The organism is Enterococcus sp. AMC1086 (assembly GCF_058216575.1).
On the sequence record NZ_CM177100.1, the window covers coordinates 1,099,439 to 1,121,093 of the forward strand.

General features: G+C 34.6%; 19 protein-coding genes. 13 read left to right on the forward strand and 6 right to left on the reverse strand.

The window, feature by feature from the left end; all coding sequences use genetic code 11:
- The first annotated feature begins 11 nt into the window (after positions 1-11).
- A complete protein-coding gene (locus tag AC4BC4_RS05185) occupies positions 12-3,209 on the forward strand; it encodes a DEAD/DEAH box helicase (RefSeq protein ID WP_490476993.1) in 3,198 nt (1,065 codons plus the stop codon).
- 50 nt (positions 3,210-3,259) lie between these two features.
- On the opposite strand, the gene AC4BC4_RS05190 is transcribed toward AC4BC4_RS05185, so the two are convergent.
- Positions 3,260-3,970, reverse strand: coding sequence for an HAD family hydrolase (locus tag AC4BC4_RS05190; protein WP_490476994.1), 711 nt, complete (start codon positions 3,968-3,970; stop codon positions 3,260-3,262).
- A gap of 625 nt (positions 3,971-4,595) precedes the next feature.
- Between AC4BC4_RS05190 and AC4BC4_RS05195 the strand changes: the two genes are divergently transcribed.
- A complete protein-coding gene (locus AC4BC4_RS05195; RefSeq protein WP_490476995.1) occupies positions 4,596-6,311 on the forward strand; it encodes an ABC transporter ATP-binding protein in 1,716 nt (571 codons plus the stop codon).
- A 50-nt stretch (positions 6,312-6,361) separates the two neighbouring features.
- Here the strand turns inward: AC4BC4_RS05195 and trpS are convergent, their stop codons facing one another.
- Entirely contained in the window at positions 6,362-7,378 is a 1,017-nt protein-coding gene (trpS, locus tag AC4BC4_RS05200) for a tryptophan--tRNA ligase (protein ID WP_438758694.1), read from the reverse strand.
- A gap of 362 nt (positions 7,379-7,740) precedes the next feature.
- Here trpS and spxA point away from each other — a divergent pair, with 362 nt between their 5' ends.
- The 4 genes from spxA to pepF all read left to right on the forward strand — a co-directional run bounded on the left by spxA (position 7,741) and on the right by pepF (position 12,197).
- A complete protein-coding gene (gene spxA, locus AC4BC4_RS05205) occupies positions 7,741-8,139 on the forward strand; it encodes a transcriptional regulator SpxA (RefSeq protein WP_010760718.1) in 399 nt (132 codons plus the stop codon).
- 264 nt (positions 8,140-8,403) lie between these two features.
- Positions 8,404-9,054 carry an adaptor protein MecA gene (locus tag AC4BC4_RS05210; protein WP_490476996.1) on the forward strand — a complete coding sequence of 217 codons (651 nt, stop codon included), beginning with the start codon at positions 8,404-8,406 and terminating at the stop codon, positions 9,052-9,054.
- 98 nt (positions 9,055-9,152) lie between these two features.
- The gene (locus AC4BC4_RS05215; protein WP_490476997.1) at positions 9,153-10,343 is read left to right on the forward strand and encodes a competence protein CoiA; all 1,191 of its coding nucleotides are present in this window, start codon (positions 9,153-9,155) and stop codon (positions 10,341-10,343) included.
- 36 nt (positions 10,344-10,379) lie between these two features.
- On the forward strand, positions 10,380-12,197 hold the full coding sequence (pepF, locus tag AC4BC4_RS05220) for an oligoendopeptidase F (protein WP_490476998.1): 1,818 nt from the start codon (positions 10,380-10,382) through the stop codon (positions 12,195-12,197).
- A 183-nt stretch (positions 12,198-12,380) separates the two neighbouring features.
- On the opposite strand, the gene AC4BC4_RS05225 is transcribed toward pepF, so the two are convergent.
- Both AC4BC4_RS05225 and AC4BC4_RS05230 read right to left on the reverse strand, forming a co-directional pair.
- Positions 12,381-13,031: a DsbA family protein gene (locus tag AC4BC4_RS05225; protein ID WP_490476999.1), complete on the reverse strand. Its 651-nt coding sequence runs from the start codon at positions 13,029-13,031 to the stop codon at positions 12,381-12,383.
- A gap of 126 nt (positions 13,032-13,157) precedes the next feature.
- Entirely contained in the window at positions 13,158-13,733 is a 576-nt protein-coding gene (locus AC4BC4_RS05230) for a CYTH domain-containing protein (protein WP_490477000.1), read from the reverse strand.
- Positions 13,734-13,927: 194 nt separating this feature from the next.
- On the opposite strand from AC4BC4_RS05230, the gene yjbM reads away from it, so the two are divergent.
- Genes yjbM through mgtE form a run of 4 tightly spaced genes read left to right on the forward strand, consistent with a single transcriptional unit; the run spans position 13,928 to position 17,698 of the window.
- Positions 13,928-14,608, forward strand: a complete 681-nt coding sequence (gene yjbM, locus AC4BC4_RS05235; RefSeq protein ID WP_438758701.1) for a GTP diphosphokinase — start codon at positions 13,928-13,930, stop codon at positions 14,606-14,608.
- A gap of 10 nt (positions 14,609-14,618) precedes the next feature.
- Positions 14,619-15,416 (forward strand): NAD kinase, encoded by a 798-nt coding sequence (locus AC4BC4_RS05240; protein ID WP_438758702.1) that lies wholly within the window; start codon positions 14,619-14,621, stop codon positions 15,414-15,416.
- 7 nt (positions 15,417-15,423) lie between these two features.
- Entirely contained in the window at positions 15,424-16,317 is an 894-nt protein-coding gene (locus AC4BC4_RS05245; protein WP_490477001.1) for an RluA family pseudouridine synthase, read from the forward strand.
- Between the two features lie 19 nt (positions 16,318-16,336).
- Positions 16,337-17,698, forward strand: a complete 1,362-nt coding sequence (gene mgtE, locus AC4BC4_RS05250; RefSeq protein ID WP_438758704.1) for a magnesium transporter — start codon at positions 16,337-16,339, stop codon at positions 17,696-17,698.
- Between the two features lie 272 nt (positions 17,699-17,970).
- Here mgtE and AC4BC4_RS05255 read toward each other — a convergent pair whose 3' ends face one another.
- Positions 17,971-18,603, reverse strand: a complete 633-nt coding sequence (locus AC4BC4_RS05255) for a copper homeostasis protein CutC (RefSeq protein ID WP_490477002.1) — start codon at positions 18,601-18,603, stop codon at positions 17,971-17,973.
- 138 nt (positions 18,604-18,741) lie between these two features.
- On the opposite strand from AC4BC4_RS05255, the gene AC4BC4_RS05260 reads away from it, so the two are divergent.
- On the forward strand, positions 18,742-19,587 hold the full coding sequence (locus tag AC4BC4_RS05260; RefSeq protein WP_490477003.1) for a methyltransferase domain-containing protein: 846 nt from the start codon (positions 18,742-18,744) through the stop codon (positions 19,585-19,587).
- A gap of 239 nt (positions 19,588-19,826) precedes the next feature.
- Complete coding sequence (gene trmL / locus AC4BC4_RS05265; protein WP_490477004.1) at positions 19,827-20,333, forward strand: tRNA (uridine(34)/cytosine(34)/5-carboxymethylaminomethyluridine(34)-2'-O)-methyltransferase TrmL; 507 nt, start codon at positions 19,827-19,829, stop codon at positions 20,331-20,333.
- An 80-nt stretch (positions 20,334-20,413) separates the two neighbouring features.
- Here the strand turns inward: trmL and gloA2 are convergent, their stop codons facing one another.
- Entirely contained in the window at positions 20,414-20,794 is a 381-nt protein-coding gene (gene gloA2, locus AC4BC4_RS05270) for an SMU1112c/YaeR family gloxylase I-like metalloprotein (RefSeq protein WP_438758708.1), read from the reverse strand.
- A 220-nt stretch (positions 20,795-21,014) separates the two neighbouring features.
- On the opposite strand from gloA2, the gene AC4BC4_RS05275 reads away from it, so the two are divergent.
- The gene (locus tag AC4BC4_RS05275; protein WP_490477005.1) at positions 21,015-21,638 is read left to right on the forward strand and encodes a histidine phosphatase family protein; all 624 of its coding nucleotides are present in this window, start codon (positions 21,015-21,017) and stop codon (positions 21,636-21,638) included.
- The last annotated feature ends 17 nt before the right edge of the window (positions 21,639-21,655 follow it).

Consider the following 21,655-nt stretch of genomic DNA (forward strand, 5'->3'; position numbering starts at 1 on the left):
GAGGTGATAATATGAAGTGGAGTATTCCAGAACGAATCGTTGAACGCGGCAGGGAATATATGAAAGAAGGTAGGGTCTTGTCGGTCGTACAAGATCCAGAACAAAAAATCTGGCATGCGGAAGTTTTAGGGAATGAACTGTATCGTGTGCAGTTAGATGGAACGGCTAAAGAAAATGATATTTGTGAATGCCCTTATTGGAAAGATCATGGTTATTGCAAGCATACGGTCGCAGTTGAGTTATATTTACGTCAAAAAGGAACTTCCCGAATCATAAAAGCAGATCAACCTGTAATCTTTGAAAAACGATCTTTATCTATTTCAGAAATGTTTACTAAGGGTTTTGCAAACCTAAATCAAGTTGAGGCAAAGAGTAAAATTACGCCGCTGACAGTTGAATATATCGTCGATGTTATTGAGACGAATAGTTATTATCCAGAATTAGCTGTTCTAGGGGTTTCATTGCGTCTTGGAAATCAGGGAATCAAACCTAAAACCTATATCATTAAAAATATCGGTGAGTTTTTCCAGACCTTCCAAAAAGAAGGAAGTTTTTTGATCAATAAACAACATCATTTTGACTTAATAAAAGAAGCTTTTTCAATTGAAAATCAAGAGCTGTTAGATCAACTATCCGCCATTTATCAAACGAGTCAACTTCTTGGCGCTAATGGAATTCAAGTCAAAGGGAAAATCGATAAACGCTATCTTGTGTTGCCAATCGATCAAGGTCAAAAACTACTTGAAAAAATGAGTTTGATTCCTCATTTCCAATTAAATGACGAGGAAAAAAAATATCGTCATCTTTCATTCGTAAGAGGCACATTACCGCTCTTTTTTGATATAAGTAAACAGCCAGATAATAAGTATAAATTAAGGATCGATGACCAGATATCCACCTTTTTATCTCATTATCAGTGGGGCTTCAGCAAAGATCAAGTTTATATTTTTACACAAGAACAAGAAGCAATCTACGCGACGTTATTGCAACTATTAAAACGCGTCGAAAAACCTGAGATTATGTATGAAAAACCAGAGTTGTCAGATCTATTTGGCAGTGTTATTCCCTTATTGAAAAAAATTGGTACGGTGATCGTTAGTGAAAAGGTCAAGCAAGAAGTAGTTTATCATCCCTTAGAAACCATTTTTATTTTTCGGAAAATCAAAGGAATGATCAAAGTTAGGGTCGATTTTACTTATGGTGAGGTTGTTTTTTCAACGGATAATGAGCATTCAGTGGCCTCAGGAGCGAATCAAGAAGTGGTTCGTGATAGTAAAAAAGAACAAGAAATTATAGAACAATTAACAGCTTTCGGTTATAAAAAAGTTGTCGACGGTTATGAAAAAGCATTACCAGTAGGGGAACGTTTGTATTATTTCTTTAAAGCAGAGGTGCCAACTTTCCGTCGTTTAGGTGAAGTTCGGATGGGAAAAAAATTGCGTGAACTATATTTGGATGCGGCTCATCATCAACCGTTGATCGAAGTTTCTGACTCTGATTCTTGGTTGGATGTGCGTTTTGATATTACTGGAATAGCGGAGCAGGAAATCGATGCTGTTTTAGCAAGTTTATTAAGAAATGATCGGTTTTATACGTTGGAAACAGGTGAAGTTCTCTCGTTGGATTCAGAAGAATTTCAGCAGACAAGTGAAATTTTAACACTGTTGAGAAAAAATATGAAAAACGTTCAGGGAACGATTCAAGTACCGAGAAATCAGGGCTTGATGATCGAAAATATGTTAGAAAACAACACTAGGGCTCATTTTTCAGACTCTTTTAAAGAAATGGTGTCAAACCTGACCCATCCAGAAAAGTTTGATGCAGTTTTACCTCAAACTATTCAAGCAACGCTTAGAAACTACCAAATAGATGGCTTTAAATGGTTAAAAATGCTTAGCTATTATCAATTTGGCGGTATTTTAGCTGATGAAATGGGATTAGGGAAAACACTTCAGACGATCACCTATTTATTATCTGAAAAAGAGGAACAGAAACAAAAAGGAGCAGCATTGATCGTAGCGCCAGCTAGCTTGATTTATAACTGGGCAGCGGAACTGAAGAAATTTGCCCCTGATTTACAATCAGATGTTGTTGCTGGAAATAAATCAGAGCGCGAAAAATTGGCTAATCAGGCTGAGCTAGATGTATTGATCACCTCATATGCTAGTCTTAGACAAGATATCGATATGTATCAAGAATTAAATTTAGGCTACTTGATTTTAGACGAAGCACAAATGGTGAAAAATAGTGGAACCAAAACAGCACAAGCCTTAAAAAGTTTGACAGTACCACAACGTTTTGCTTTAAGTGGAACACCGATTGAAAATAATTTAGATGAACTATGGTCCATTTTCCAAATGATCATCCCAGGATTATTCCCATCAAAAACGTTGTTTAGATCAATGAAGCCTGAAGAAATTGCTAAAATGATCCAGCCGTTTATTTTAAGACGAGATAAGAAAACGGTATTAGCAGATTTACCTGATAAGATTGAAAGTAATCTATACAGCGTCCTTACTGAAGAACAAAAAACTGTATACTTGGCTTACTTAAAACAAATGCAAGAAGATGTTAGCCAAATGGATCAGAATGCGTTCAAGAAAAATCGTTTGAGTATCTTGGCAGGGTTGACTCGTTTACGCCAAATTTGTTGTGATCCTAGCTTATTCATTGATGATTATACAGGCGGTTCAGGAAAGTTAGAGCAAGTAAAAGACTTGTTGGTAGCTGCCAAAGAAAATAATCGCCGCGTGTTGCTGTTTTCACAATTTACAAGTATGTTATCGATCATTGAAAAAGAATTGCACGAACTTGGGTTATCAACTTTCTATTTAAGAGGGAGCACCAAACCTAAAGAACGGATGGAAATGGCAGATGCATTTAACGCTGGTGAGAAGGATATCTTCTTGATTTCATTAAAAGCTGGAGGAACTGGATTGAACTTAACAGGTGCGGATACTGTGATTTTATATGATTTGTGGTGGAATCCTGCAGTGGAAGAGCAAGCGGCTGGACGAGCACATCGAATTGGTCAAAAAAGTGTTGTAGAAGTATGGCGAATGATTGCAGAAGGTACTGTTGAAGAAAAAATGGACTCCTTGCAACAAGAAAAACGTGAGCTATTCCAGAAAGTGATTCAAGGAAATGAAGAGCAATTAGCGAAAATGACTGAAGATGATATTCGAATGATTTTGAGTATTGGAGAATAATCAAAAAAATAGCGTAGACTTAGAGAAAAATCTAAGCTTACGCTGTTTTTTTATGAAAATAACGATTGGATCGTCGGAAATAAATCATCAAATGAAGTAACTTCTTTAATATGATAAGCTTCTTCATCAGCAGGCATTTCGCGTAAACGATGATTGAACCATAAAGATTTCCAGCCACCATTTTTAGCACCTGCAATATCATTTTCAAAACTATCACCGACGTATAATGTACGTTCGCAGTCCATATCAAACTCTTTTGCAGCAAGATCAAAAATTTCTCTTTCTGGTTTTTGAAAGCCAGTGCTTTGAGAAATAATAATATTATCGGTCGGAACCCAATTTTCTAATTGAAGTTGTTTTACTTTTTTGAATTGGTGATCTGTGGGACCGTTTGTGATGATCCCCATCGGAATGTTTTTCTCTTTTAAGAAATCAAAAACTTTTTTTACTTCTGGATGCATGACGATATTATCTAGTTCATCCTCATACATTTTTTGGAAGAGTAGACCCTTCTCTTGTGAAACAGTTGGATAATCAAGATCTTTCAATGATTCATTGATTCGGAAAAAGCGCATATATTCTAGTGTCCATTCATTCGCCATAACCTTTGGGAACGTTTCATCACTATGAAAACGAAAACGAATATATAGTGCGTGCATGTCTGTATCTTTTACGTAAGGAAAGACTGATTTGATTGCGTTTTTAAATGGTTGTTGCTGGTCATAAATGGTATCATCAACATCAAAAACAATAGTTTTCATTAAAAAATTGCACCCCTTAATAATTTTCAGGAAATTTTTCAAAATCCTTTTTCATTGTAGCGAACTTTTTCACAAAAGAACAGAAAGAAAATTTTAATTTAGATTAGAATGCTAATTGAATAGATGGATCAAGAAGGAAAATCTTTAAAAGTCATGCAAAATGGTGTCAAAAAAAATTTAACGATTCTCATTAAAAAACAATGATTTCTTAATAAAAGATAGAATAAAAAAACATATTTTTGAGAAACGTTTCTTCAAAAAAGTATTATCGTTAGTAAAAGCTTGAAGTGGAAAAAATTCCTACATTTAGTATAATAAAATACAGAAACACCGATCAGGCCCATCTTCCCCAAGACATAAGCAACTCATCGGTGTTTTTTATGATGTACATGTATAGCTATAATTTAGCAAATTATTTTCATATTTTCAAGTGATTGATATAACAGCATTTCGCTTTTTTTCAAAATGTATAAAAAACTGAAGAGGATGTCTTCTACCTATTTCGAAGTTGGCTTTATCAGCTTATAAATATAGATTATTTCATAAAAAAATAGGAATCTTCAAATTTTGCATCCTATACTTTCTTTGCGTATAATAGTAACAGTGTCAAAAGAAAGGGGAGTTTATGTTAAAACGATTTTTTAGTTATTATCGACCATATAAGCATTTATTTATTTTAGATTTTGGTTGTGCTGTTCTAGCTGGTTTGTTGGAATTATCATTTCCAGTTGTTGTAAATCAAGTCATCGATAAAATCATGCCTAAGGGAAATTTCCGATTGATTGCATTAGCTTCTATCGGGCTACTTTTATTTTATATACTCAATACTTTTTTACAGTACATCGTGGTATTTTTTGGTCATAAATTAGGGGTAGATATTGAAACCGATATGCGTAGAGAACTATACGAACATTTGCAGACGCAGCCATTTGAATATTATGATAATCAAAAAACCGGAAAATTGATGAGCCGATTGACAACCGATTTATTTGAAATTTCTGAGGTTGCCCATCATGGACCAGAAGATGTGTTTATTACCGTGATGACTATCGTCGGGTCATTTTACTTGATGCTTAGGATACATGTGCAATTAGCTGTGGCTACGTTTATTGTCTTGCCTTTTATCACGATTGCTTTGGTTTTCTTCAATAAAAAGATGACAAAGGTCAATACAAAAATTTATGATAATCTTGGGGATTTTAATGCTGGCGTCGAAGCTTCTGTCAGTGGCATTCGCGTGACACAGTCTTTTGCCAACGAGCCATTTGAGCGTAAACGTTTTGAAGGATTGAACCAAGCTTACCGCCAATCAAAAATTACATTTTATAAAGTAATGGGAATCAGTTCCGCATACAATTACTTTTTAATTCGTCTTATTAATTTATTCGCATTGATATTTGGTGCATATTATACAATCAAAGGCGAAATTACAGATGGGCAATTTGTTGGGTTTATTTTATTATCGAATGTTTTTGTACGCCCTATCGAAAAAGTCAACAATATGATCGAAAGTTACCCTAAAGGAATTGCTGGGTTTAAACGATTCACTGAAGAAATCGATAAGAAGCCAACCATTCAAGATAAGCCTGGCGCACTATTGGTAGATCATTTACATGGTGATATCATTTATGACGATGTTTCATTTTCGTATGCTGATTCTACTAAAGTGTTGAACCATATAAATTTGCAGATTGTGCCTGGTGAAACAGTCGCTTTTGTAGGTCAAAGTGGTTCAGGAAAAACAACATTATGCAACTTACTACCAAGATTTTATGAGGTAACAGAAGGACAAATCACCATTGATGGTATCAATATTCAAGACATGACACTAGCTTCATTGAGAAGTCAAATTGGGATTGTTCAACAAGATGTTTTTTTATTTCCGGGAACCATTCGAGATAATATTGCTTATGGTAAGCTGGATGCAACTGAAGAGGAAATTCAAAAAGCTGTCAAATTAGCTCATTTAGAAAAAGTAGTGGATGAAATGTCGGAAGGTTTAGATACGATGATTGGAGAGCGCGGTGTCAAACTTTCAGGTGGCCAAAAACAACGGGTGGCAATTGCTCGTATGTTTTTAAAAAATCCACCAATTTTAATCTTGGATGAAGCGACCTCAGCATTAGATACTGAGACAGAACAAGTGATCCAAGAATCACTAAATTCTTTAGCACAAGGTAGAACCACGCTTATTATTGCTCATCGTCTGGCAACGATCAAACACGCGACAAGGATCGTTGTGGTCAGCGATAAAGGCATCTTAGAAGAAGGATCTCATAAAGAATTACTTGCAAAAGGTGGACATTATCGCCGATTGCATGATGCACAATTTAGAGATTGAAAAACATTTGAGCCAACCATTCATGAATGGTTGGCTCAAATGTTTTTATATTACTTTTTTTTGCGAGGTTTTCTTCCTAAGCCAATCGCATTTTTCATTCGTTGTAAAGTTTTATTTGCGACTAGACGAGCTTGTTCGGCACCTTGATCTAAAATATCATCTAATTCGTCAGACGCAAGTAGTGCATGGTAACGTTCTTGGATCGGGGCAAGTAAATCAACGACTGCATCACCTAAATCTGTTTTAAAGTCGCCATATCCTTTTCCATCATATTCAGTAACGATTTCATCAACTGAGCGACCAGTAACAGAAGAGAAAATACTCAGTAAATTAGAAATTCCAGGTTTATTTTCTGGATCGTATTCAATGATGCCAGTTGAATCAGTTACAGCCGATTTGATTTTTTTACGGATAATAGTTGGTTCATCTAACATTGAGATGAAACCTTTTGGATTTGAATCTGATTTACTCATTTTGCTTGTTGGATCTTGCAAGCTCATCACACGTCCACCCTGTTCAGCAATTTTCACTTCTGGAAGAACTAGGATATCTTGATTAGTTTGTCCATATCGTTTGTTGAAACGTTCCACAAAATCACGCGTTAATTCTAAATGCTGTTTTTGATCATCTCCAACAGGAACGAGATTTGCATTGTATAAAACAATATCACCGACCATTAATGGAGGATAAGTTAAAAGACCAGCGCTTACGCCTGCACGTCCATTTTTTTGTGATTTATCTTTAAATTGAGTCATACGTTCTAATTCACCGATCGTTGTATTACATTGAATGATCCAAGCGGCCTCAGCATGAGCTGAAACTTCAGATTGAATGAAAATCGTTGCTTTATCAGGATCAAGCCCTACAGCAAGGTATAGAGCTGTTAAGCTACGCGTTTGTTGACGTAGTTTCAATGGGTCTTGGGGAACTGTGATTGCATGCTCATCTACTATGCAAAAGTAACAATCATAATGATTTTGTAATTCGATAAATTGTTTCATCGCACCAATATAATTTCCGATAGTTGGTATTCCGCTAGGCTGAATGCCTGAAAAAATTGTTTCCATAAAGTAACCACCTTAATCAATTAATAAAAAGTCATTGATATCATTATACAGCTAAAAGTAAAAAAAAACAGGATTACAGAGAAAAAATAAAATGTCAGAATTTTTAGACTGATACAGTTGTAGTAGGTTGTAATGGCTGTATCATTTTTCCAGGTTTTGAAAACGCTACAATTTTATGTAAAAAAAAATCAAATTTTATTTCAATATTAAAAAAAAACACGTAAAATAACGAAAAATTATCTTTTTTCTTGGAAAAGAGCTAGTAATTTTATTGGAAATTAGGTATACTTACATTAAATAGGAAAATAGTTCAACTTCCTGTTTCAAAAAAGTGATGAAAATCGCATAAAGGAGTGATGCACATGTTGACACTTTATACTTCCCCAAGTTGTACGTCTTGCCGTAAGGCTCGTGCATGGTTACAAGAACACGAGATTCCATTCAAAGAAAGAAATATCTTTTCAGAACCATTGAATATTTCTGAATTGAAAGCAATTTTGCGAATGACAGAAGATGGAACAGAGGAGATTATTTCTACCCGTTCTAAGGTTTTCCAAAAACTTAATATGGATTTGGATGAACTTCCGTTGCAAGACTTGCTAGAGTTAGTAAAAGAGAATCCTGGATTGTTGCGTCGACCAATAATGATTGATGAAAAAAGATTACAGGTTGGTTTTAACGAAGATGAAATTCGACGCTTCTTACCAAGAGGAGTTAGACAGTTGGAATTACGTCAAGCACAATTGATGGCCGGTTTATAAAATGTAAAAGGAGAATCTTTGTCCTTGTGACAAAGGTTTTCTTTTTCTATTATTTATACATAATAATTGATTTATTACTTTTTTTTAAATAATTATAAAAAAGTACATACAAGACATATAAGTATCTAGAATAAGTTTTTAGGAATATACTAAGACAATAGTTTATTTAGGAATATTATTACTTTTCCCTTTACATTTGGCGTGATTCCGCTACAATGTACGTAAGAATAAGTTTCCTGATTAGCAAAAGTGAGGTGTAGCGACATGGAAATGGAACATATCAATGAAAATACTATACGTGTGTTGATCGGTAATGAAGATTTGGCTGACAGAGGAATCACTTTTTTAGATTTACTCGGTAATCATAAAGAGGTAGAAAATTTTTTCTATAGTATTTTAGAAGAAGTTGATGTGGAAGATGAATTTCAAGGCAGTGAAGCTGTTACTTTTCAGGTTCTGCCTAAGAGCGATGGATTGGAACTGTTTATTAGTAAGAATGCATCGATTGATGAAGTTTCTAATTTTGAAGGTTTTAACGATCTTAATTCAGAAGAAGTTAGTAATATAATTCGTAAACAAATCGAAGAAGATTTCGTTGATGAGACACAGGAATTTGCTGATAATACAGTAAAAAATCTGGTGTTTGAACTTAATGATTTTGACACAATGGTACAGCTGTCAAATGAAGTTTTCTTGCAGTCTGTGATAGCAAATTTGTATACTTTTAAAGGAACCTATTATCTCCAAGTTATTTTCTTATTAGATGAATTAGGCAAAAATGACGTCGAAAATGAATTAGCACAGTTATTGGAATTTGCTAATCTATCAATGGTTACTCCAGAGACATTGAATGAATATGGGACATGTATTATGGAACGTAATGCATTGGAATTAACAAGATACTACTTCGAATAGACGTAAAAAAGACTAAGACACAGCGATTATGCTTTGTTTTAGTCTTTTTTTGATGAATCGGCATTGTTTTTGCGTATTTTATTTATGAGGTGAATTATATGTTCAATGCATATTCAAAAGAGAAAAAAGTTGTCACATTACTGAATTTAACAAGAGCAGAGATAGAACAAATGAAGGACAACAAATACTTTTGTCCAGTTTGTGATCATCCTGTTCGAATAAAAAATGGTAAGGTAAAATTACCGCATTTTTCTCATTATAATAACAGTACTTGCAGTATTTATTCAGAAGGTGAGACACTAGAGCATTTGGCACTGAAGGCAGTTTTTGCTAAGTGGTGTGAGAAAGAGGCGATTGAATATGAGCTGGAAAAGTATCTCCCAGCATTGAATCAACGTCCAGATCTTTTGATAGGAAATATTGCACTTGAGATTCAGTGTAGTCCATTGAGCGCACAACGATTGGTTGAACGAACTCAGAACTATCAAAAACATGGCTATATTGTTATTTGGATTTGTGGTAAAAAGCTCTTTTCTAACCACCAAACCTTAAACGAATTGGCTAAAAATCTGTGTTATTATTCTGATAGAGTAGGATTTTATTTATGGTCAGCAGATTTGGATAAAGAAGAATTGACCATAGATTATCATATTGAAGAAGATTTCAAAAAGAAACTATATTCTACAAAAAAAAGTTGGTCTTTTTATGGTTATTATTTGTTAGAAATTTTTAATTTTCCTAAGAATTCCAATGTTTATATCCAACGAAAATATAAAGTTGGACAACTTATAAATGCGTATTATTCTGAGTTGAATAGAAAATTATATAGGAGAGATGAGAAGATCAGAAAACTTCAATCTAAATTATATAACAATCGCCTACATCTGATTCAATTGCCAAATTGGTTTTATTATCCAGGTCTTCATCTTTTTTGTTGTAGAGAATCGGATATATTATTAAAAATTAGCATTTGGAATTTGGTACAGTTTTTTGATCAGAATGTTTTTAAGTATTCAGAATTGATTCAACTATTAAAAACAAATTTGGATCAATCTGCAGGATTGTTTTATGAGTTGCCTAATATTCCATCAGAGATCGTTCAAATTTATTGCTTAAATCAAATGCTTCGTCAGCTAATTGATTGTAATCATTTGATTAGAGTTGAAAATGGGTGGAAAATTGAAATAGGATTTTCTAAGTATAGCATATCGGATGTGAGAAAATGGTTGAAAAAGATTGAAAATAAGTGCTTAATCACTGCTACTCCTATAAAAAATGTGATAAGATGAACTTATACAAGAATAGTTTGAAAAGGAGCCGATGTAATGAGTGAAACAAAGCAATTACCAGAACGTTCAAGTTTACCAATAGAGAAGACTTGGGATTTGACCAAAATTTTTAAAGATAATCAAGCCTTTGATGAAGCTTTTCAAGCGTTGTCAAATGAATTAAAAGAAGTTGAACATTTTAAGGGGACATTAAAGAAAGACAGTAATGCATTTTTAGGCAGCGTTGAAATGTTGTTAAGTATCTATCGTAAAATCGAAGTAATTTATGTGTATGCTCATTTAAAAAATGACCAAGACACAACGAATACTACTTATCAAGCTTTGTATGCCAGAGCAAGTTCTTTATTAGCTCAAGCGAGCGAATCTGTTGCTTGGTTTGAGCCGGAAGTATTGTCATTAAGTGATGACAAGATTTGGCACTACTTTGAGGAAGAACCAAAGTTGGAGATCTATCGTCATTTTATTGAAAATATTTTAAGTGATCGTCCCCATATTTTATCTGCTGATCAGGAAGCATTGCTAGCTGGTGCGGGTGAAATTTTCGAAGCGTCTAGTAATACTTTTTCTATTTTGAATAATGCAGATTTAAAATTTCCAGTAATTGAAAATGAACATGGAGAGAAGGTTCAACTAACTCATGGTGTTTATGGTCAGTTAATGGAGAATACTCATCGAAGTGTTCGTGAAGAAGCATTTAAAGGTCTATATACTGTTTATGACCAATTTAAAAATACATTTGCTCAAACATTGAGCTCCCATGTTAAAGCACATAATTATAAAGCGAAAGTGCGTAAGTTCTCTTCTGCAAGAGAAGCTGCGTTGAGTAACAATCATATTCCAGAAAGTGTTTATGATACACTTGTAGACGTGGTAAATAAAAATCTACCGTTGTTGCATCGTTATGTTTCCTTGCGAAAACGTTTATTGAAATTAGATGAGCTCCATATGTATGATATGTACACGCCTATTTTGGGTGAAACATCAATTAAATATTCTTATGAAGAGGCAAAAGAAAAAGCAATCACTGCTTTAAATCCGATGGGAGAAGAATATTTGAATGTAGTAAAAACGGCATTCAGTGACCGTTGGATTGACGTTATCGAAAATCAAGGGAAACGAAGTGGTGCCTATTCATCTGGAGCATATGATACAGCCCCATACATCTTAATGAACTGGCATGATAGTTTAGATCAATTATACACATTGGTTCATGAAATGGGTCACAGTGTTCACAGTTATTTTACACGTAATAATCAGCCCTATGTATATGGAGACTATTCAATTTTCTTAGCTGAGATAGCATCAACGACCAACGAAAATCTTTTAACAGAATATTTGTTGGAGACAGAAACCGATCCTCGGATTCGTGCATATGTATTGAATCATTATTTAGATGGATTTAAAGGAACGATTTTCCGTCAAACTCAATTTGCTGAATTTGAACATTTTATTCATACCGAAGATGCTAAGGGGACACCTCTAACTAGTGAGTATTTGGGTGATTATTATGGAGAATTGAATCAGAAATATTATGGTCCAGAAGTGACAAAGGATCCAGAAATTTCCTTAGAATGGTCACGAATTCCTCATTTTTATTACAATTATTATGTTTATCAGTATGCTACAGGTTTTTCTGCTGCTTCAGCATTAGCAAACAAAATTTTGGCAAATGAGCCTCAAGCTTTAGATAACTTTTTGACTTATTTGAAGTCAGGAAGCAGTGATTATCCGATTGAAGTTATGAAAAAAGCTGGTGTAGATATGACAAAACCACAATATATAGAAGACGCCATGCTTGTTTTTGAAACAAGATTAGGTGAATTGGAACAACTTGTGGCGACATTCGAAAAATAAATGAAAGTAGGACAATGATCAAAATATCTTGATCATTGTCCTACTTTTTGATTATAAGAAACAAAAGGCAGTTATGTTTTTACAATTAAAGTGCCAATAAAGAAACAGGCTCGATTTTGATCATTGTCAAAATCGAGCCTGTTTCTTTATTTTGAATAGATCCATCATCCAAAACACACTAGTTTAAAGTAAGTGTAAATGCCCGTGTGGAATTCGTGGTTCATTATAATGGTTTAATTCAAATTTCTCATGAAAATACTGAAGATTATCTTCAGATGTCTCACAAAGTCTTTTGATTTCATCCATGGATTGACAGTCTTCTACAAGTACACCGAAATCTCGATCACATGTATAATTGTATACTACCGCAGATGGATGTTTCACAATCCCCATTTCGCGAGCAATTTGTTGATCCGTTTGAAAAGATTCTTTTACAAAATCAGATTGGCGATCCGCTTTAAACATATCCAAATCACCACCAGCCTCTACTACAAATTTTTCAGTTAGTTCTGAAGAATAAGGAATTTTATCTACTGCAACAGCTTGTTGTAAGCCAAGAAGCAAATAGCGTCCTTTTTTCTTGCCCTGTAGTTGTGCAGCTTTATAATCCAATGCCGCTGAATAGACATCTTCAAACAATTGATTGCGTTGTTCAATATCATGAGATGGAATATCAAATAACTTTATAAGGTGGTTTATGGTCCGCATATTAACAAGCGGAATAAAACGAAATTGAATTTTTTTATTTTCAGTTTCGACCAATTTTAAAATATCCTTTTCTACGTTGAGACAAATGCCCCCCAAAGGATTAACGAACAGATAGATTTCAATCATTCATACTTCCTCCAATTTGACTCTTTTGCGACTAGACATCATTTCTCAACTAAGTGTCCCTAATTTATCAGAAAATCTGGGAAAAATGAAATGATATGTTTTCACTATAATAACTTCTTAATCTTTCTATTTTGAGCTTAAAATCATTCGTTGGATTTTGTTTGGTGATGGAGATTCTTTGATATTCAAAGTATCCAATAAGGCAATAAAATCGTTCTTTCCATTGCTTGCATCATCTACTTCTAATTCCAGCTCAAAATCATGTTGCTCATTGTACCAACTTTCATCTAGCGCGAGTAAACCTTGGGGAAGTTTTATTTCTGCTCGTTTAGTTGTTAAGCTACCGATTAAACGTAAATCATCTTTGTTTATTCCTAAAATTGCTAGCTTGTTGAATACATTACCAGAATCTGGAAATGTTGCTGTTTCAACGATGTGTTGGGCTTTTTCAATAGACAAGGCATCGTTGATTTCCAATAAGCCCACTTTTTCAGGTATTTTTAAAGTGATTTCTGCATTATTTGATAGTACACGAACTCTTAAACCGATATGTCTTTTTTTTAATTGAAAATCGGCTGAATCAAAGTAATAATTGGTTTGTGTAAAAAATTGATCTGGCTTTAGTTGAAAATAGTCAACTGTACGTGAGAACTCTTCAATAGATAATAATGTTTTAAATTCTATTTCTAAATGTTCACTCACGGTTTTTGACCTACCTTCTTTAATTTAATTCAATTTTTGCATACTTTACCCATTTACGTCAAGAAAAGTGAACTAGAAGTTAAAAAATTCGCTATTGTCGAAAAAATTTAGACAATTTCTTAAATTACCCTATTTTTCACGGCTCTATGGTAAAATAAGCTGTGAATCAAATTCAAAGAAATAGAGGGATTAGGATGGAGAAAGAGTGGGAGCTTTTTCTGGCACCGTATGAACAGGCTGTTGGAGAAATGAAAGTTAAGCTGCGCGGCATCCGCAAGCAGTTTCGAGAACAAAATAAGCATACACCTATTGAGTTTGTAACGGGGCGAGTGAAACCTGTAGATAGCATTTTAACGAAGGCAGCATTGCGAAATATCGCGGTTGACCGATTGGAAGAAGAAATGCAAGATATTGCAGGGCTTAGGATTATGTGCCAGTTTGTTGAAGATATTCGGCAAGTGGTCGACATCATCCGCAATCGAAAAGATCTAAAAATCATTCAAGAACGTGATTATATTACAAATAAAAAAGATAGTGGTTATCGTTCGTATCATTTGGTGATCGAATATCCTGTCCAATTGATCACAGGTGAAAAAATGATTTTAGCTGAAATCCAAATACGGACACTAGCTATGAATTTTTGGGCAACGATCGAGCATTCATTAAACTATAAATACCAAGGCGTATTTCCAGAAGAAATGAAAGAACGACTGCAACGAGCTGCCGAAGCTGCTTATCAATTAGATGAAGAAATGTCCACGATCCGTGAAGAAATTCAAGAAGCGCAGCATCTTTTCTCACATGGTCGAGGTAAATCAAAGGATAATTATTATCAAAAATTCAACGATAATAAAGAGAAGTCAGACAAAGAATAGGAGGGGTAGGATGAAAGTTACGATCGTTCATAACCATGAACAAAAATCAAATGAAGTTACCCGTCATTTACTCCTGCTTTTAAAGAAAAATAAAATAGAAATTGATGACCAACAACCAGATCTCGTGATTTCTGTGGGTGGAGATGGTACATTATTATCAGCGTTCCATCGTTTCAGTCATCGACTAAATGAAGTTAGTTTTTTAGGTGTCCATACGGGGCACTTGGGGTTTTATACGGATTGGCGAGATTATGAATTAGAAGAATTAGTTCAAAGTCTTTTAGTTCATCAAGAAAAGAGTGTTAGTTATCCATTGTTGGATGTGAAAATAAGTTTTCATGGAAATAAACCAGATAAACATTTTTTAGCCTTAAATGAATCTACGATCAAACGTGCAAATCGTACTATGGTCGCTGATGTGTTTATCAAGGATGAGTTATTCGAACGATTCCGTGGTGATGGTCTATCTGTCTCTACACCGACAGGATCGACAGCGTATAATAAAAGTATTGGTGGAGCTGTCTTACATCCTAGTATCAATGCGTTTCAATTGGCTGAGATTGCTTCACTGAATAATCGTGTTTTTAGAACGTTAGGATCACCCATCGTGATTGCACATACTGAATGGATGGAAATCAAGTTACAAGAAAGTAATGACTATTTGATCACAGTGGATCAACTAGATATTTATCAAGAGGATATTAAGTCGATTTATTATCGTATCGCGGATGAGCGTATTCATTTTGCTTCCTATCGGCATATGCATTTTTGGCATCGAGTAAAAGATGCCTTTATTAGTGAGGATTAATAAAGTAATGGAATTTAATTGGATATTTAAAAAAAAAGAAACACAGCAAGTGAAATCTTTTTTAAAGGAGCAAGGAATCTCTAAAGGACTTTTAGCTAAAATCAAGTTTCAAGGTGGAAAAATCGAAGTGAATCAATCCGTTGAAAATGTACTTTTCAAATTATCTTTTGGAGATCAAGTGAAAATTACGATTCCAGATGAAAGAGAACACGAAACATTACTTGTTGACGATGTACCGATCGATATCATTTTTGAAGATGCCCATTATTTAGTGGTCAACAAACCAGCTGGGATTGCGTCAATTCCTGCACAATATCATCCTAATGGAACAATGGCAAATCGAGTGAAAGCCTATTTTAAAGCGCAAAACTATCAAGATCAAGTGATCCATGTAGTGACGCGATTGGATAGAGATACAACAGGTTTAATGTTGTTTGCTAAACACGGTTTTGCTCATGCAATGGTAGACCAAGAGCTGCGTAAAAAAGAAGTAGTAAAGATTTATCAGGCATTGGTCGCAGGAGAGGTATCACATTTAAAAGAACATGATACGATAGAACGTCCAATCGGCCGTGATTTATCTTCAATATTAAAAAGAACCGTAGTCGAAACAGGTCAGCAAGCCGAGACAGAATATTGGTTGATGAAACGTAATGAGGATCAAGCATTGGTAAACATTCAACTTCACACTGGAAGAACCCATCAAATTAGAGTGCATTTTGAGGCAGTCGGGTGTCCTTTGTTAGGCGATGATATGTATGGGGGTAAAATGGATAGAGGGATCCAACGCCAAGCCTTACATTGCTGTCAATTGAGCTTTATCCATCCTTTTACGAAACAACGTTTAGAACTAACTTCTCCTTTAGAAGCAGATATGAAGAAAATTGTAGATCAACTTTAGATTGAAAGGAGCGGTTTGAGTGAACGAAGGACAAGAAATGGAAGAACATTTTGATTTGTTGTTAGAAAAATTAAAAAAACAGCAAATGGTTGAATTTCGAGAATTATTTTTAGCGCTCCACATTTATGAGCAAGGACAGTTTTACCAATCGATCAATGAAGCAGATAGAAAGCAAATTTATAGTTATTTATCTCCAAAAGAGCTAGCAGATATGTTTGATGTTATCGAAGAAGATAACGAAAATATGAAAGATTATATAGCTGAAATGCGTCCTAGTTATGCGGCTGAAATGTTGTCAGAAATGTACACGGATAATGCAGTTGATTTGTTGAATATGCTTGATAAAAGCCAAAAGGCGAAATACCTAAGCTTGATGAGCACAGAAGATGCTGGTGAGATTAAAGAGTTGTTGCATTATGAAGATGATACAGCTGGATCGATCATGACGACCGAATTCGTATCTATCGTTGCAAATCAAACAGTTCGCTCAGCAATGTATGTGTTAAAAAACCAAGCAGATATGGCTGAGACAATTTATTATGTTTACGTAGTCGATCAGGAAAATCATTTAGTCGGGGTTATTTCTTTACGTGACTTGATTGTAAATGATGATGATACAATGATTTCAGATGTGTTGAGTGAGCGGGTAATTTCTGTTCACGTAGGCGATGACCAAGAAGATGTTGCACAAACGATTCGAGATTATGATTTCTTAGCATTACCAGTTACGGATTATGATGACCATCTTTTAGGGATCGTGACAGTTGATGATATTATTGACGTAATTGATGACGAAGCAGCTAGTGATTATTCTGGTTTGGCTGGTGTCAACATTGAAGAAGTTAGTGAAAATCCAATTAAGGCAGCTTCAAAACGTTTGCCTTGGTTGATTACGTTATTATTTTTAGGAATGTCTACAGCAACTTTGATCAGCCATTATGAAGAGTTAGTAAGCGAAGCAAGTATTTTAGCGGTATTTATTTCATTGATTACAGGAACAGCAGGAAATGCGGGGACACAATCCTTAGCTGTCGCAGTCAGAAGATTAGCTATATCGGATGAAAAAGATAATAATTTTGGTCGTCTGATTATTAGTGAGGTGTTGACTGGACTTGTGACAGGCGCTGTGACAGGTGTAGCTATTTTCATCGTTGTTGGAATTTGGCAGCATAATTTCCCGTTAGGATTTGTCATTGGGATGGCAATGTTGTGTGCAATTACAGTTGCGAATTTGGCAGGTAGTTTGATACCAATGTTGATGGATAGATTAGGATTCGATCCAGCTGTTGCGAGTGGACCGTTTATTACAACGTTGAGTGATTTAACCAGTGTTTTGATTTATTTTAATATTGCTAGTCTTTTTATGCAGTATTTTGTTTAACGGCAATAAAAAAAATGAAATTTTGAGTGGGATTTATGTGACGTAAAAGGTCATGTGAATCTCACTTTTTTTAATCAAAAGAGGAAATGGTTAATACTATTCAATGAGTTTATAGACCTTAGAGAATCAAAATTTAGCTTTTTCTGCAAAATCACTAATTATGGAATCCTCGAATTATTGCTGAATTATAGGAATGGCTATAGGGGAGTGAAAAGGCGATGTGAGTAAAAAAGCGCCACAACGCCTAGCTCCTAATTTCCTATAGTCTAAGTTTAGCCTACAATTTTTGTTCCATGTACTTCACTTACCTGTAATGTTTCTATTACAGATTCAATATTTTTATCAGAAATACCGCCACCAGGTAAGACAATAATCCGATCATCAGCATATTTAATTAATTCTTTTAGATGATCAAAATTGTCTTCGATGGGTGTTCCAGAAGGCCCGCCGTGGGTTAAAATACGATGTACTTCATGATCTACAAGCCAATCAATTGCTTTAAATTGATTTTCTTTGCTTAGTACATCAAAAGCCATGTGGAAGGTAATCTGTAAACCTTCTGCCGTTTCGATCAATAATTCTAGTGCTTCTTCATCCAGCCAGCCATCATTTGTTAAGCAGCCTAGAACGACACCATCAGTTCCTATTTTTTTCGCTTCAATCAAATCTGTATGCATGATTTTAAGTTCAATATCGTTATAAATAAAATCTCCACCACGAGGTCTGATGATTGTCATAACAGGAATTGATTGTTCTCCAGCATATGAAACTACTTCTTCGATAACACCTGTACTAGGGGTTGTACCACCCACAGCAAGGTTGTCGCACAATTCGATTCGTCCGGCGCCATTGCTGATAGCATTAGGGATATTTGTAAAGTTTTCAGCGCAAAATTCTTTGATCATTCATTTCACTCCTTGTTTTTTATTCACAGGCATTGTACCATAATTTTGTCAGTTGCCAAAGTCTTCTTCTCGTTGTAAGATAAATAGCGACAGTTTATCGGTCAATGGTAGAATTTATAGTGAATAGGAAGTAATCGTATGTTGAAAAAAATCGATTTTGCCCGTAATTTTTTAGAAACACATCAAGAACAATTTCTTTGTCCAGTTTGTAAAAGTCCATTTCAGTTAAAAGAGTACAGTTTGATTTGTGCTGAAAATCATCAATTTGATTTGTCTAAAAAGGGTACTGTTTATTTTCTGTCACACAGTATTCAAACAGAATATAATAAAAAAATGTTGATCCACAGAGGCAAGATGATTCAAAACGCCATGTACCAACCCTTATTAGAGAGAATCGTTGATATAATGAATGTAACAGGAAATACTTTGGATGTTGGATGTGGTGAAGGTAGTTTTTTAACTGAGCTTTCTAATCTGGGGCTGGCAGGTTCAAAATTTGGATTTGATATTTCAAAAGACGGAATTTATTTAGCAAGCAATCAACCAATCGATGCTTTTTGGTGTGTAGCTGATTTAACAAATCTACCGTTTGCAAATGAATCGATGGATACCATTTTGAATATTTTTTCGCCCTCTCATTATCAGGAATTTCAGCGTGTTTTAAAAAAAGATGGCACAGTCATCAAAATAATCCCTGAAAAAGAGTACTTAAAAGAGTTAAGGTCGGCTTTTTATCCAGATGATAAATCCAAACAAACTTATTCAAATGAGAAGGTTTTAGCAAAATTTTCTAAAGAAATGGATATTTTAGTGGATGAACGAGTAACATACACTTATAGTATACCTGAAGAAAATCGACTAGATTTATTGGAAATGTCTCCACTTGAGTGGGGCGTAGCCGCACAAGTAAAAGACAAAATTCAAAAGCAACCATTATCTGAAATCACAATTGACGTTCGTATGTTAAAAGGAAAGATGAGATAACGCTTACATTCGGCAAATTTGCTAAAAGGTCTTGCAAAGCTCCTGTAATGGTGTTATATTACATACAAGTTGTTTTTTCATTGGTTTTTATCAGGTTCCTGTTCTGATAAAAGTTAGTGAAAAGAGCTTCACTAACGTAGCGACTCGCAGTGATTGACACCGAGGCGATACGTTTTTTTTATGTTGATTTTTGTGAATAAAAAAATAATGTGTCATTCAAATGAAAGGAAACTGTAATCATGACAAATCATATTGTATTATTTGAGCCTCAAATTCCAGCAAATACTGGAAACATTGCTCGGACATGTGCTGCAACAAATTCTCCTTTACATCTCATCGAGCCGTTAGGTTTCCAAACGGACGATAAACAGTTGAAACGAGCTGGATTAGACTATTGGAATGACGTCAATATTATGTATCATAAAGATTTAGAGACTTTTTTGACCTATTTAGGAGATCGTCCACTACATTTGATTACAAAATTTGCGAATCAAACCTATAGTGAAATGGATTATACTGACAACAAAGATCATTATTTTATGTTTGGGAAAGAAACAACGGGCTTACCAGAAGCATTTATGCGGAATAATGAAGAGAAATGTTTACGAATTCCGATGAATGATGAACATGTTCGATCATTGAATTTGTCGAATACAGTCGCTTTAGTAGTTTACGAGGCATTAAGACAACAGAATTTTCCAGCGTTAGAATTGAAGCATCATTATGAGAATGATAAATTGGACTAAAAATGACATAAAAAAACTGTTCCTTTTGTAAATTTGAAGGGAACAGTTTTTGTCTATTAAATGTAAGTAAAAAATACAGATTATTCATGCAGTTCCAAAGGTAAACCATCTGGATCAAAGAAAAAAGTCATTTTCTCTCCTGTGAACGAGTCTGTTCGAACGGGTTCACATTCAATTCCTTTAGAACGTAAAAAAGAAATAACGGCTTCAATGTCGTCAACTCTAAACGCTAAGTGGCGTAAGCCTAGAGCTTCAGGATATGATGGACGTTTGGGTGCATGGGGAGAAATGAATATCTCCAATTCATAATTTCCTAATTTTAAATCAAGTTTAACGTCATTTTTCTCTTCTCTATGATTTTCTCGAATTACCTCAAAGCCAAGTTTTTCTACATAAAATTCTTTCGTCTTAGAATAGTCTGAGCTATTGATAGCGATATGATGGATATGTTCAAAAAACAAATTAGGTTCCTCCTTAATATAAAAACGATCGATTGTCATTAGAATTTTCAACCAGCTTATTATAACGCACATTTTGCTGAAATACATTCAAGCGGATTTGTTTTTTATAAAGGTTTTAGTTAAATGGAATTTTGCTAATGAAAATGATACACTAGATAGGATAAATAAGCGGGAATTTAAAAGCAGAATACCAATAAATTAGAATCAAGGGAGCAGAAACATGAAATTATATTTTACTCGTCATGGAAAAACCGAATGGAATCAGGAACTTAGATTTCAGGGAATGAGTGGGGATTCGCCACTTCTTCCAACAAGTTATGAAGAAATAAAACTACTGGGACAAGAAATTAAAAATGTGCCCTTCAAAAAAATTTTTTCGAGTACGTCCCCGCGTGCAAGAAAAACCGCTGAAGGTATCAATCAGGAATTAAAAAATCCAGTTGAAATTATCTATACAGATGAGCTAAAAGAATTAGGTCTAGGAGAATTAGAAGGCCAGTCTATTGCTGAAATGAGAAAAATATATAGTGAAGAGATGGATCATATGCGTTATCAATTAGATAAGTATAATCCAGAAATTTTTCAAGGTGAACCAATCGAGCAAGCTATTTCGCGTATTTCTGCGGTAGTCGACGCAGCAGTAGATGAAGGAAATGGTCCGTATCTTTTTGTTGGGCATGGTGCTTCGTTGACAGCGGCAATTCAGTCACTTTCAGGTAAATCTTTAAGTGAGCTACGAAGTATGGGTGGACTTACTAACAATAGTTTGTCAATTTTAGAAACAGCAGAAGATGAGCAATCCTATACCTTGAAATTATGGAATGATGATTCTTTTTTACAATAAACTAGTTTTTTGATAAA

Bases quoted from the DNA above. Each gene is read 5' to 3' on its own strand.
- AC4BC4_RS05185 (WP_490476993.1), top strand. From the start codon at position 12: ATGAAGTGGAGTATTCCAGAACGAATCGTTGAACGCGGCAGGGAATAT.
- AC4BC4_RS05255 (WP_490477002.1), bottom strand. From the start codon at position 18,603: ATGATCAAAGAATTTTGCGCTGAAAACTTTACAAATATCCCTAATGCT.
- AC4BC4_RS05245 (WP_490477001.1), top strand. From the start codon at position 15,424: ATGGAATTTAATTGGATATTTAAAAAAAAAGAAACACAGCAAGTGAAA.
- AC4BC4_RS05260 (WP_490477003.1), top strand. From the start codon at position 18,742: ATGTTGAAAAAAATCGATTTTGCCCGTAATTTTTTAGAAACACATCAA.
- AC4BC4_RS05190 (WP_490476994.1), bottom strand. From the start codon at position 3,970: ATGAAAACTATTGTTTTTGATGTTGATGATACCATTTATGACCAGCAA.
- trpS (WP_438758694.1), bottom strand. From the start codon at position 7,378: ATGGAAACAATTTTTTCAGGCATTCAGCCTAGCGGAATACCAACTATC.
- AC4BC4_RS05275 (WP_490477005.1), top strand. From the start codon at position 21,015: ATGAAATTATATTTTACTCGTCATGGAAAAACCGAATGGAATCAGGAA.
- AC4BC4_RS05210 (WP_490476996.1), top strand. From the start codon at position 8,404: ATGGAAATGGAACATATCAATGAAAATACTATACGTGTGTTGATCGGT.
- AC4BC4_RS05215 (WP_490476997.1), top strand. From the start codon at position 9,153: ATGTTCAATGCATATTCAAAAGAGAAAAAAGTTGTCACATTACTGAAT.
- AC4BC4_RS05225 (WP_490476999.1), bottom strand. From the start codon at position 13,031: ATGATTGAAATCTATCTGTTCGTTAATCCTTTGGGGGGCATTTGTCTC.
- AC4BC4_RS05195 (WP_490476995.1), top strand. From the start codon at position 4,596: ATGTTAAAACGATTTTTTAGTTATTATCGACCATATAAGCATTTATTT.
- trmL (WP_490477004.1), top strand. From the start codon at position 19,827: ATGACAAATCATATTGTATTATTTGAGCCTCAAATTCCAGCAAATACT.
- pepF (WP_490476998.1), top strand. From the start codon at position 10,380: ATGAGTGAAACAAAGCAATTACCAGAACGTTCAAGTTTACCAATAGAG.
- AC4BC4_RS05240 (WP_438758702.1), top strand. From the start codon at position 14,619: ATGAAAGTTACGATCGTTCATAACCATGAACAAAAATCAAATGAAGTT.
- yjbM (WP_438758701.1), top strand. From the start codon at position 13,928: ATGGAGAAAGAGTGGGAGCTTTTTCTGGCACCGTATGAACAGGCTGTT.
- spxA (WP_010760718.1), top strand. From the start codon at position 7,741: ATGTTGACACTTTATACTTCCCCAAGTTGTACGTCTTGCCGTAAGGCT.